Source organism: Prevotella scopos JCM 17725 (assembly GCF_018127785.1).
Lineage (GTDB): Bacteria > Bacteroidota > Bacteroidia > Bacteroidales > Bacteroidaceae > Prevotella > Prevotella scopos.
The window spans coordinates 530367-543740 of sequence record NZ_CP072390.1 but is presented as its reverse complement, the minus strand read 5'-3'; the positions used below and the strand labels follow the sequence as shown (position 1 = coordinate 543740).

The window sequence follows — 13374 nt, the reverse complement described above, 5'->3', positions numbered from 1 at the left end:
CCCTACACATCACCTTTAAGGCCTTGATTTCTCTGTTGTGAAGTCTTGTATCACCCATTTCTTAATGTCCAGAAGATTCTTTTTTATTCTATCTTTTCAATCTTTGGAGCCTCCATCTTATCAATAGAAGGAGATGTCTGCTTTGCTGGGATATCTGAAGAAGGTACTATATCAGGAGCAGGGGCAGGGACAGGGACAGGAGCTTCATGTTGGGTTGATAGAACCTTATCTGAAGTTGCTTTTTCCGTACCATCTTTCCCCTCCTTAGCCTTCTCGGCCTCTGCTGCTTTCTCCTCATCAGTCATCATATCCTCTTTTGAAGGCTTCATTTGTGGCCATAGATAATCACCGATAATATCAATTGTGTCTGCATCTGCATTCCGCTTCTGTACCTCTTCTTCCTCTTGTTCAGTCATAGGAGTATCATCAGCTGCAACAATAAAATTATAAATTAAGCCCAAGACGATGAGAATCGCCAGTACACAAAGAATTCTAAAGGTCAAAGACTTGGTGAATTTATGCTGTTTATTCTGATTTGACATAGTCTTTCTATTTCTCTATTCTGTTAAGAATCAATTTCTATTTTACGGAGAAACGTATTCGGTACATTCCCCTCTATCTTCTGCAAAGATAAACATTTAAAAGGAGAATGTACCGAAAGGATGGTTAAAAATATACTTTTTACTCTGAAGAACTCACTTAGAACCTCTTTGCTATTTGGGTTTCTCACAGTATTTTCATGTTTACTCTTTAATACGGATGAAAGCATTAGCAAGTATTGCTGTAAGACCACCTGTAGTGATACCACTTGAGAAAATGTTCTTGATGATATCAGGCATCTTATCAAGAATACCAGGTACCAACTCTACACTCAAGCCCATTGCAAAACTGATAGCCATCACCAATACTGCCTTACGCGTAATTTCTGTAGAGGCAATGATACGAATACCTGCAGCAGCAACAGTACCGAACATCAACAATGTTGCACCACCCAATACAGGGTCAGGGATAAGTGAGAACACCTTACCTACTACTGGGAACAATCCTAAAAGAACCAAAGCACCTGCAATGAAATAACCAACATAACGGCTGGCAACACCCGTAAGCTGTATCATTCCGTTGTTCTGAGCAAAAATGGAATTTGGAAAACTATTGAAAACTGCAGCTAAGAAAGAGTTGAAACCATCAGCAAGGACACCGCCTTGCGCTCTCTTCAAGAAGACAGGACCTTCAACTGGCTCACCAGAGATGAGCGAATTGGCTGTAATATCACCAAAAGCCTCAACAGCTGTTACGAGATAGATGAGTCCGATACCGATGATTGTACCCAAATCAAAGTTCAAACCATATTTGAAAGGAACTGGAATATTAAGGCTACCACTACCTTTGAGACTTGAAAAGTCAATCATATGGAGAGAATAAGCTGCTACACAACCTATCAATAGTCCCAACACAATGGAACCCATACGTAGGAAGCGGTTGTTTGAACGGTTGAAGAAAATAATGCTAACCAATACGAGTAAAGCAAGTCCTAGGTTCTGCATAGAACCAAATGTACCAGCATCAACGGCAGCCTGACCACCACCACAAGAGTTGATACCAGCCTTGATAAGACACATACCGATGAGAGAAACAACGATACCAGACACGAGCGGTGTGATAATCTTACGCGTGTAAGGTAGTAGGCGGCTAACAACCATCTCTACAACAGATGCAACTAAACACGCACCGAAGATGTAGCTGAGTCCCATCTCTACGTTCATCTTACCATCAATCATACCAAGCATACCAGCACCAATAATTGGACTGATGAACGAGAAAGATGTTCCTTGAATACAAAGCAGACCAGCACCAATCGGACCAAACTTACGACACTGAATAAAAGTTGCTAATCCTGAAACGAAAAGAGACATAGATACAAGGAATCCAGTCGTATCCAAATCAAACTTCAATGCCGAACTGATGATAAGTGGCGGTGTGATAATGGCTACAAAGATTGCCAACAAATGCTGCAGAGCAGCAAAAATTGTTTCACGAATTGGTGGACGATCATTCAGACCATAGATAAGTTCCTTCGACTTTTCCATTCTTTTGTTATTTAATGCTTTAAAAATTAAGGTAAACGTTGATACTTTTATAAAATGAAAAGGGCAACCTTGAGTAACCCAAAGTATAGCTTTTCTCTCCTAAAAAGTTAGGTTGACAACACTATAAAACAAGAAAGGTGGGCACACAAGCCCACCTCATTTATTTTTCTCTCATTTTAATCTCACAGTTATCAAGCGACTCGATGATAGCCAAACTCTCACAACGAACACCTGCTGCCTCAATCGCATCACGACCATGTTGGAATGCTTTCTCTATGATAAAGCCCATACCCACTAACTCTGCACCTGCCTTTTTACAAAGATCTATGATTCCTTTCGCCGCATTACCATAAGCCAAGAAGTCATCAACAAACAGCACCTTGTCGCCTTTACCGAGGTATTCTTTGGATATCACGACGTTATACTCTCTTTGTTTGGTAAACGAGAAGACGCTTGTCGAAAGCATATCGCCCATTGTCGAAGGCTTTTTCTTCTTCGCAAAGACCACAGGAAGGTCAAGCAAAAATCCCATCATAATGGCAGGAGCAATGCCACTCGCTTCAATTGTGATAATCTTGTTGATTTCTGTTGATGCATAACGGCGGATAAACTCCACACAAATCTGCTTCATCAGATTAGGATCCATCTGGTGATTAATAAACTTATCAACCTTCAAGATTCCGTCTGGGAAGCACTTTCCATCCTTTAGGATACGGTCACGTAATGCTTTCATTGTGCAATTAATCGTTTGTCTGTTTCGAGAATTAATTGCCTACAAAAGTAGTAAAAATCTCAAATATATCATGCATAAATGAAGTATTTTTCTACATCTTACCCACATAAAAGTTGATAATGACCGATTAATCCTCATTGTTACGAAAACTTTTAGTACTTTTGCACCCGTTTGTCGGTTGGGGAAAGCTCTCCTTTCCGACGTTTTCTTTAATTATATTATGTACAAACCAACATTTCAAAAGCGCAGCGTTCTGAAGTTTAAACACTTCACTAACCATGGCTATTCGCTCTTTTCTGTTCTTGGGAAAGAGGTTCTGATTGGTGTACTGAGCGTCGCTACCTTGCAAAATGCTACTGCCAAGGGCATTAGTATTGAAACAGAGAAGGCAGAGACGGACTCAACTATCACCAACAGAGGCATCATGATGGAGGAAGTGAACGTCACTGGAACGCGAGCACCGCTGACAGTTAGTCAGCAAGCGAGAATGGTAACTGTACTGAGTCGTGAAGACATTCAGGCGGCTCCAGTACAAAGTGTAAACGATTTGCTAAAGTATGCCGTCGGTGTTGACGTCCGCCAGAAAGGTCCTTTAGGAGCCTTGACTGACGTGAGTATCCGAGGTGGCAACTCAGAACAAATCACTATCCTCCTCAATGGTATCAACATCTGTGATGCACAGACAGGACACAACTCCTTTGATTTCCCTGTTGACATTAGTGAAATCGAACGAATAGAAGTCCTTGAGGGTCCAGCAGCCCGCGTTTATGGTACATCTTCTTTATTAGGTGCTATAAACATCGTAACCCGAACTCCACAAAAGACAAGTCTATCTGCCCATGTTGAAGGTGGCTCCTACGGCTATCTCAGCGCTGGCGTGCGTGGTAACATTGCTTCTAAAAAGCATTGGAACAATCAGTTATCAGCTTCTTACACTCGCAGCGATGGATACCTTCGTAACAAGGCAGGTAATCTAAACGCTGATTATCGTACAGCAAAAGTCTTTTATCAAGGTAACTATACGGATGAAGACATTGCCGTTCGCTGGCATACAGGTATGAGTGTGAAAGACTTTGGTTCAAATACTTTCTATTCGGCAAAGTACGATGACCAGTTTGAACACACTTTCAAGACCTTTACAGCCATTCAGGCTGAGAACCTACGGGGCCGTTTCCACATTCGCCCTTCTATCTATTGGAACCGAAATATGGACCGCTTTGAACTCTTCCGTGGCGCATCCAATAAGTATCCTTTCAACTATCACCGCACTGATATCTATGGTGTAAACCTCAATGCATACTTTGATTGGAATCTTGGACGTACTGCCTTCGCTGCCGAACTACGCAATGAAGACCTCGTAAGTGGTAACCTTGGTGAACCTCTTTCACGTCCAAAACATATCCATGGAACAGATAGAGACTATACTGTTGGACTGAACCGTACGAATATTCAGTTTGCACTTGAGCATAACATTATCCTTGATCGCTTCACCCTCTCAGCGGGTCTGACTGCCGTTAAAAACAGTCAAGCTGATATGCCAATGCATGTTTACCCTGGACTGGATGCAAGCTATCGTATAGGAAACGCCTGGAAGTTATATGCTTCCTATAATTCATCCCTCCGTATGCCGTCTGTAACAGAGTTGTTCTACTCAGTTGGTGGTCATAAGGCAGACAAACATCTTCGCCCAGAAGAACTTTCAGCATTCGAAACGGGTGTGAAATATGACAACAAGGGCGTCACTGCCAAGGCAAGCATTTACTGGAACAACCATAAAAACCTTATCGACTGGATCAGTGATGGCACATTAGATGCTAACGGAGCAGTGCTATGGAAGAGTGTAAACTTCGGAAAGATAAAGCACTTCGGAACGGAGGCTTCCCTCGATTTCGACTTCTATCAGATTCTTCCATCACAAAAGTTCTTCAAGAAGTTTGGTGTAGCTTATAGCTATATTCACCAGAAGAGGATTGATGATCAAGGCTATGTAAGCAAATATGCGTTGGAATATCTGAAAAATAAGTTTGTTAGTAATCTCCAGTTGAACCTCTGGCGCAATCTTGACCTTGGCATCTACTATCGCTTCCAACATCGTATGGGCAACTATATTGATACAAATAACCAACGACAAAGCTATAAGAGCTATGGCGTTGTTGATAGTCGTATGACTTGGAATGCAAAGAAGTGGACTGCATACGTTGAAGCAAACAACCTATTTGGTACCCATTACGTTGACTATGGCAATGTTTCACAGCCAGGCGCATGGATCGTTACTGGCGTCAGTTTCAACCTTTAACGAATTATTTTCATGAAAATAAATATTTTTCTTCACGATAATAAATATTTACTTTCATACAAAAAAAGAATTATCATCACGTAAATAAATCATTATCTACGTGATGATAATTCTTTTATAAATAATCAGTCGGAGTCGTAAAGATATTCATTTTACAGCCCGAAGAGCATCAATTAGAATCTATCTTACGTTTACCGCAACCCCACGACGTTGCATATCATCTGTCAACGGACGAACTCGCTTGAGGAACTCCTTATAACTTCTACGTTCTGGTACACTCCAACCTGCCTCAGCCAAAGCGGCTGCACGCGGGAATGCTTGATAATAAATTCGTTCTGTTGAATTGATACATTCACTCCAAAGCGTTCCACTCACTCCGAGCAGATTATCACGAACAAAGACGTTATCCTGTCCCCACGCTGGGTCAAGACGATAAGTCTGCTCAAGCGTAGTGACCGGCATTCCCCAATTCTTCTCTGGCATATCGCCACGATTCTGTGGATAGTCAAGGTAGCAGTGCTCACCTGGACAGAGCATTATCTTTGCCTTATTGCGTACAGCTGCATCAATAGCCGTCTTCGTCAAGCCATGTCGCCACGCATAAACAACACAGCCAGGTTGTATTGTCTTGAACTCTTGCTCATACCAATACATAGGCGTCTTTCCCAATGATTGAAGCTTATGAATCACAAGATCGAAGAGATATTGTTGTAACTGCCAGTTCTCCGTATAGCCTTCCTTCTTCTTCAATGCCGTACAAGCAGCGCAATCCGTCCAAGCACCCAAAGGTGGCTGTCCTGCCTCATCGCCTCCCAAATGAACGTAGGGTGCTGGGAACACATCGGCTAACTCAGTAAGGACATTATCGAGGAATTCATAAACAAAGGGTTCCGCAGGACAAAGTAACTCATTGCTCACACCACAGGTCAAACGAATAGGCACAGGCTTCTTGGCACAAGACAACTGTGGGAAACAATGAACGGCAGCCACTTCATGGCCTGGAAGTTCAATCTCAGGGATTACCATAACATGGTACTGGGCTGCGAAACGAACCAATTCGCGCATCTGGTCTTGTGTATAATAGCCGCTGATACGCTCAGGCATATCATCCATTCCAACACGATCAGCCGCCTTTTCAATTAGTTCTGGGAATTTCTTTATCTCTATACGCCATGCCTGATCATCAACCAAATGAAGATGAAGCGCATTAAACTTATAGCGTGCCATCTCAACGACAAAGCCCTTCAAGTCATCAAACGGAATAAAATGACGCACTGGGTCGACCATTAATTCACGGATTGCCGTACGTGGTTCGTCTGCAATATTGAGCGCAGGAATCTTCACTGAACGTAATGAAACACCATTACCAATACAGAGTTGTTCGAGTGTCATCAGTCCATAAAACACGCCGGTTGCTGTGCGTCCTTTGATTGTTACTCCCTTATCATTGACCTGCAAGGTGTAAGCCTCATCATTGGTAAGCGACTTATCAAGTGCTAGACGCACCATCGGACCTATTTTACGTCCCTTCTTATATGCTGTTCGCTCACCAAGGATACGCTCAGCTTGCATCTTTTCATTACTCAATTCCTGTGGAGCCTCTACTCCAACAACATCCTTCCATTCGAGAGGAAGACTATTTTTGTAAACTTCCAACTTGAGAGGACGAGGTACAAGGAGATTCTCTGGGTCGCATACATTCTCCATTTCATGACGTGAGAAGAAATTACGCCAGCCCGGTGCGTTACGATATGCCTTCTTGGCTTTAGCAGGAAAGATAAGTTTCACACGGCTAAGATCTATACCATCAAAAGCATTGTCAGCACAAAAAGGAGGAACAACAGCCAAAAGACGAACTTCACGGAGTCCACGACAATTAGCAAAAGCGAAAGCACCTATCCGTGTAGAACCGTCAAAAGACAGTTCTGTCAACTGACGACATCCATTAAAAGCTGATACATCTACCACACGCGTAGTTGCTGGGAAATGTAATTTTCCACTGATTCCGTCACAAGCAAAAAACGCTTGCGTACCGATAGAATCAAGTTTTGGGGGAAGTATAAGCGACGTAAGACGGTGACAAGAGTGCATTGCATTGCGAGGAATCACCTTACAGTCTGTCTGTGATAGGTCAAGTACAGTTTCTTGCACCTTCACATCGCGCAAAGTTCTGAAGTTCTGTGCATTTACCATCTGACCTGACAGAAAACAGGCAAAGATCAACGCCACGCCCTTTCCTACATATCCTTTCCAATAAGATGAGCCATTCAATGCGTTTTTTATATGAATAAACTGCAGAGAATCCTGCAACAGACTTGCCCAAGGGGTTACGCTCATTGTAGCCATTTTGTTTGTTATTATTTATGTAATATGATAGATTTTGGTTTTATTATCTTTACAGATGTAGCAAAGATACGAATAAGATTTGATATACAAAGATTTTCTACCATCATACTTTTCATACATCAAAAGTTTTGTCGTGTTTATTCCATAGACATAAAAGTACAAAAAGACAACATGCTGTTGATTACTAATTGCAACGAATTAAGATGAATGTAGATGCTTAACTGAATTCTGACAAATGATTGGAAGGATGAATGACAAGTGTTTTGAGGAACGCATTGCGAAACCTTCCTTAACTAGGAAGTGTGTTGAGTAGCATAAAAAGTAAGAGACTCTACATTTCAAAACTACTTTTTAGCTCAAAACAATGAGAGGACATCTAAGCCTGCATACACAACTAACTGCTGTACAATTATCAAAAAAAAAAACAATAAAGAAACTTGTTGTAGCCCTTATTGTCGTTATTTTTCTGTCGGGATGACCAGACTCGAACTGGCGACCACTGGTCCCCCAGACCAGCATTCTAAACCTACTGAACTACATCCCGTTCCGTTTAAAGCAATGCAAAATTAGTTACTTTCCATCATATTAGCAAACTTTTGGACTTCTTTTTATTCTATACCAAGTTTATTTTGTAATTTTGTCGTATCATTAATCTGCACTAAATATACATGCAATACATCATAACATGCCCCGAACATATTGATACTTCTATCATGCTTCCAGCCTCAAAAAGTATCAGTAATCGTGCACTGATTATCCAGGCACTCACAAGGGGAGGGATGATGCCTGAGAACCTATCAGATTGTGATGATACGGAGGTCATCATTCGCGGGCTGAGTCATCAATCAAATGTTATCGACATCAAAGCTGCAGGGACAGCAATGCGCTTTATGACTGCTTACTTAAGTGTAACTGATGGCGAATATACAATCACTGGCACAGAACGAATGAAACATCGCCCGATTGGTATCCTTGTAGATGCACTACGATATTTAGGAGCAGATATTGAGTATGTTGGAGAGGAAGGTTATCCCCCACTCCATATCTGTGGCAAACAACTTGACGGAGGAACATTAGAAATTCCGGGTAACGTCAGTTCACAGTATATTTCTGCACTACTGATGATTGCACCTGTCCTGACAAAAGGTTTAGAATTGCGATTAACGGGTAACATCATTTCCCGCCCCTACATTGACCTCACGCTACATCTTATGCATGAGTTCGGTGTATCAGCAGAATGGTCAGATTTTGATACTATCAGCGTGAGCCCACAGGTTTACCAGCAACACACCTACATCATAGAAAGTGACTGGAGCGCAGCCAGCTACTGGTATGAAATTCTTGCACTCAAAGATGATCAGACTTCAAAGGTTGTTTTGCAAGGATTGAAAGATGGTTCTCGACAAGGTGACTCTTCGGTACGATATATCTTCTCACTATTGGGTGTCAAGACAAGTTTCAACAAAGATGACGTTCATAGATTGTCAGAAGCGATATTAACACGCCATTCACGGATGCTGAACAGGATGGAGTATGACTTTACCAATCACCCAGACTTAGCTCAGCCACTCATTGCAGTCTGCGCAATACTCGGAATACCCTTCCACTTCACAGGCTTAGGGAGTTTGAAAATTAAAGAAACAGACCGCATGGACGCTATGAAGCGAGAGATGGAGAAGTTAGGCTATCTACTTCATGAAGATAATGGCACCATCTTATCATGGGATGGCGAACGCTGTGAGCCGATGTCACAACCTATCATTGACACCTACGAAGACCATCGAATGGCAATGTCGTTTGCACCACTCGCTATCAAATTGGGTGAGATACACATCAATAACCCAGAGGTTGTGTCTAAATCTTACCCTCACTATTGGAACGATTTACGTAAGGCTGGTTTCCATATAGAACAAGTGGATTAACCCAATCCTACAGTCGCACAAACAATAAAATAAAATAAAGGATGAATATATTCTTCATTGGCATTGTTTCTCTCTTAATCTTAGCTATTATTGCAGCAATAGCAACAAAACTTACCAAGAAGAAAGCTGGTGAGCCTGATGTTGTAATGTCTGCCTCTGGCGACTGTTCTTCCTGTGATGGAACCGACGATAAATGTGAGCAGGTATGTATGATGGAAGCCGCTATAAAAGACATAGAATACTATGACGATGAAGAACTCGACCGCTTTCGTGGGAGGCAGTCAGACCAATACACCGATGAGGAGGTAGAAGAGTTTGCGACTGTCCTCTATACGATGCGGCCTAATGAAGTAAAAGGTTGGAACAGAAGCCTCATCCTTCGCGAAATCAACATTCCAAATCAAATTAAAGATGAGTTGATAGCCATGATTGAAGATTAAGTCTGATATCAACCACTGTTTGAAGACGCTTACTTTTGTACAGAACATCAAAGAAAACGTGAAGAAAAAAATCGAAAGACATATTATCTTCTCTCTGTTGACAATCAGTGTCCTAGGAATTATTAGTTGCTCAACAAAGAATAACACCTCGCAGACGCGTTGGTGGCATGCCTTCAATACCCGTTATAATGTTTACTATAACGGGGCTCAAGCATATATTGATGGGTCATTAGAGAAAGAGAATGGAAACAAGGATAACTTCACAGAACTCATCCCACTCTATACGGTCGGCAATAAGAACAGCCGTGACTTAGGAAAAGGGAACTACGATAGAGCTATAGAAAAAGCTGAAAAAGCCATTGCAAAGCACAGCATAAAGAAAAGACCAGAGTGGACTAAGAGTAGAAGAAAGACTGAAAAGGATATTGAGTGGTTATCACGCGGTGAATACAATCCTTTTCTTTGGAAAGCGTGGATGCTTATGGGACGTTCACAGTTTCACAAAGGAGCTTTCGAAGAGGCTGCTGCAACCTTTGCTTATATGAGTCGTCTATACAAAGGACAACCGGCTATTTATGGGAAAGCAAGAGCCTGGCTGGCTAAATGTTACATAGAACAAGACTGGCTCTATGACGCTGAAGACATCATCCGCAACATGCAACGTGACTCGTTGGATTGGCGAGCGGTGAAAGAATGGGACTATACTTATGCTGATTATTACCTACATACAGGTGAGTTGGAAAAGGCTGTACCTTATCTTCAAAAGGTCATCAAGCATGAAATGCGTAAGAAGCAGAAGGCTCGTGAGCTCTATCTGCTCGGACAAGTATTGGGTTCACTCGGCAGGAATGAGGAGGCGTACAAAGCTTTCCAACGAGTTATTCGTACGAATCCTCCCTACGAATTAGACTTTAATGCACGTATTGCACAGACGGAAGTTACTGCTAAGGGACAGACTAAGAAGATGATTAGCAAGCTCAAGCAAATGGCGTCTTCAGACAATAATAAGGAGTATCTTGATCAGGTGTATTATGCAATGGGTAACATATATCTTGCAACACGAGATACGCTTGCAGCCATAAACGCATACGAGCAAGGAAACAAGAAAGCGACAAGGAGTGGTATTGAGAAGGGTGTGTTACTACTCCATCTCGGCGATCTCTACTGGGCAAAAGAACGCTTTGGTGATGCAAAACGATGCTATGGAGAGGCCATCGGACTACTCGATAAGGATCGCAAAGATTATGAACAGCTATCTGAACGTTCAAAGATATTAGATGAATTAGCACCCTATACGGACGCTGTTCAGCTTCAAGATTCTCTTCAATATCTTGCAAAATGTTCAGAACAAGAACGTAACGCAGCTATTGATCGTGTCATCTCTGCCTTGAAGAAGAAAGAGAAAGAAGAGCGCAATAGGCAAGATCCATTGAACAATGGACAGCAACAAGGGATGAATGGCGACTTTGGGAATGACAATCTTGGTATGCCTAAATCTGTAAATAACAGACAAGGGCAAGACAATACATGGTATTTCTATAATCCAACAGCGGTTCAGCAAGGTAAGATTACTTTCCAACAACTATGGGGTAAACGAGAGAATATTGATAACTGGCAACGAATCAATCAAAGTGTTGTGGGTAAAATAAGCAATGCAAATAGACCATTTGAACTCACAAACGAGCAAAGAGATTCTATCATGCGTATTGAGGCACAGCAGGATTCTATCAAACAATCAACGGATTCTCTTAAAAATGACCCACATAAACGTGAGTATTACCTGTCACAGATTCCTTTCACTGCAGAACAGTTAGCGCAAAGTAACAAGATTCTTGAAGACGGACTACACCATTCTGGTGTTATCTTTAAGGACAGACTTGACAACCTTCGCCTAGCAGAAAAAGCTTTGCGACGGGTCAGTGATAACTATCCTGATTACGAACAGATGGACGATGTATATTATCATCTCTATCTTCTTTACATGCGTAAGAACGAACCACAGCTTGCAGAGAACTATGTCACACAACTAAGTCAGAAGTATCCTAAGAGCAAGTGGACAGCTCTTCTTACCGATCCATACTATAAGCAGAATCTTCGATTTGGCGTACAGATAGAGGATTCACTCTATGCTGCAACCTATGAAGCTTTCAAACAAGGACGATATGGTGAGGTCGCAGCTAACACTCGCATCTCTGATTCACGCTTCCCAATGGGTGCCAATAGGGATAAGTTCCTCTTCATTGGAGGCTTAGGGAAACTGAATAATGGCGATCCTACGGGTTGTGTCAATGACATGAAAGAGGTTGTACAGAAGTATCCTAACAGTCGTATAAGCGAGATGGCGGGTATGATTGTTAATGGTGTGCAAGCTGGAAAGAAGCTACGTGGAGGTAAGTTTGACCTTGACGACATATGGAGCTATCGTGCAAACGTAATGAAAGATAGCGATAGCATACAACAAGCTAAGCTTTCTTCAGAACGTGACATAGATTTCAAGTTCATGCTGGTCTATCATCCCGACTCTCTGAAAGAGAACAAGTTGCTATTTGAGTTGGCACGATTCAACTTTACAAACTTCCTCGTCCGTAATTTTGAAATTGAGATAGAAGACCTCAATGGGATGCATCTAATGCAAGTATCGGGTTTCCGTAGCTTCGATGAGGCTTATCAATATGCACGTCAACTATTTGCCTCACAGACGGTTGTACAGCAGACGGATAAGGGGACAAAGGGTGTCATCATCAGTGACAAGAACCTTAAATTGATTGGAACAATATATAGTTTCAAGGATTATGAGGCTTTCTATGCAAAGCATTTTGCCCCTATCGTTGTGACAAAGAGATACCTACTTAGTGAACCTGCAGAAGTTGCAAACCCACGCGAACGTGACATACAGCAAGAGATAGAACAGAAGCATGCAAATGATCCAGACCTATACCCTGATACACAAGACATGCCTGTTGACAATACAATAACCTTCCCTGATGAAGATATGAAGTCAACAAAAACAGAACAAAAGATAATTGAACAAAACAGCAACATCTTTGAGATTCCTGTAGAGAAAAAGAAAGCTTCAACAGAAGGCAAGAAGTCAACGACGGAGAATAAGCCAGTGATAGAAGAAGAGAAGCCGATAAAGGAGGAAAAGAAGTCTGTACTTGACGACAACAGTACATATTTCATTCCAGAGGAAGAGCCTACAAAACCTGCTACTCCTGTTACACCGAATAAGACAACTACGCCGATCACCCCAAACAAAACGGCAAAACCAGCAGTTCCTGTTAGGCCTACAACACCAGCAAAGACAACAGAATCGATGCCTTCAGACAGGCCTACAAAGCCTACTACAGCAAAGCCGAAACAGCCTTCTACACAGAAGTCACAGACTACACCGATACAAAAGAAGAAGGCATCGGATGATGGTCCAATTATCTACTTTGGTGATGACGTTCCTCAACAGAACAAGACAAACAACAAAAATAATAAAAAGAACCAGCCTATCCAGAACGATATCGAAGATGAATATTACGATTTGGAAGGCTTTTAAGGA

The 13374-nt window shown here is 41.9% G+C and carries 8 protein-coding genes and 1 tRNA gene; 4 read left to right on the top strand and 5 right to left on the bottom strand.

Features of this window, described 5'->3' with window-relative positions:
- Positions 1 to 83: 83 nt before the first annotated feature.
- The 3 genes from J4856_RS07605 to xpt all read right to left on the bottom strand — a co-directional run bounded on the left by J4856_RS07605 (position 84) and on the right by xpt (position 2820).
- A complete protein-coding gene (locus J4856_RS07605) occupies positions 84 to 542 on the bottom strand; it encodes a hypothetical protein (protein WP_065367835.1) in 459 nt (152 codons plus the stop codon).
- 201 nt (positions 543 to 743) lie between these two features.
- On the bottom strand, positions 744 to 2087 hold the full coding sequence (locus J4856_RS07600) for a nucleobase:cation symporter-2 family protein (RefSeq protein ID WP_025837347.1): 1344 nt from the start codon (positions 2085 to 2087) through the stop codon (positions 744 to 746).
- 160 nt (positions 2088 to 2247) lie between these two features.
- Entirely contained in the window at positions 2248 to 2820 is a 573-nt protein-coding gene (gene xpt, locus J4856_RS07595; protein ID WP_025837350.1) for a xanthine phosphoribosyltransferase, read from the bottom strand.
- Positions 2821 to 3040: 220 nt separating this feature from the next.
- Here xpt and J4856_RS07590 point away from each other — a divergent pair, with 220 nt between their 5' ends.
- Positions 3041 to 5116 carry a TonB-dependent receptor plug domain-containing protein gene (locus tag J4856_RS07590; RefSeq protein WP_065367836.1) on the top strand — a complete coding sequence of 692 codons (2076 nt, stop codon included), beginning with the start codon at positions 3041 to 3043 and terminating at the stop codon, positions 5114 to 5116.
- A 180-nt stretch (positions 5117 to 5296) separates the two neighbouring features.
- Here the strand turns inward: J4856_RS07590 and J4856_RS07585 are convergent, their stop codons facing one another.
- Both J4856_RS07585 and J4856_RS07580 read right to left on the bottom strand, forming a co-directional pair.
- Positions 5297 to 7462 carry a family 20 glycosylhydrolase gene (locus J4856_RS07585; protein ID WP_025837352.1) on the bottom strand — a complete coding sequence of 722 codons (2166 nt, stop codon included), beginning with the start codon at positions 7460 to 7462 and terminating at the stop codon, positions 5297 to 5299.
- A gap of 469 nt (positions 7463 to 7931) precedes the next feature.
- Positions 7932 to 8006: transfer RNA gene (locus J4856_RS07580), tRNA-Pro, on the bottom strand.
- 124 nt (positions 8007 to 8130) lie between these two features.
- On the opposite strand from J4856_RS07580, the gene J4856_RS07575 reads away from it, so the two are divergent.
- The 3 genes from J4856_RS07575 to porW are packed head-to-tail and all read left to right on the top strand — an operon-like array spanning position 8131 to position 13371.
- The gene (locus J4856_RS07575) at positions 8131 to 9384 is read left to right on the top strand and encodes a 3-phosphoshikimate 1-carboxyvinyltransferase (protein ID WP_065367837.1); all 1254 of its coding nucleotides are present in this window, start codon (positions 8131 to 8133) and stop codon (positions 9382 to 9384) included.
- Between the two features lie 41 nt (positions 9385 to 9425).
- Positions 9426 to 9824, top strand: coding sequence for a hypothetical protein (locus J4856_RS07570; RefSeq protein WP_025837354.1), 399 nt, complete (start codon positions 9426 to 9428; stop codon positions 9822 to 9824).
- Positions 9825 to 9882: 58 nt separating this feature from the next.
- Positions 9883 to 13371, top strand: a complete 3489-nt coding sequence (gene porW, locus J4856_RS07565) for a type IX secretion system periplasmic lipoprotein PorW/SprE (RefSeq protein ID WP_025837356.1) — start codon at positions 9883 to 9885, stop codon at positions 13369 to 13371.
- The last annotated feature ends 3 nt before the right edge of the window (positions 13372 to 13374 follow it).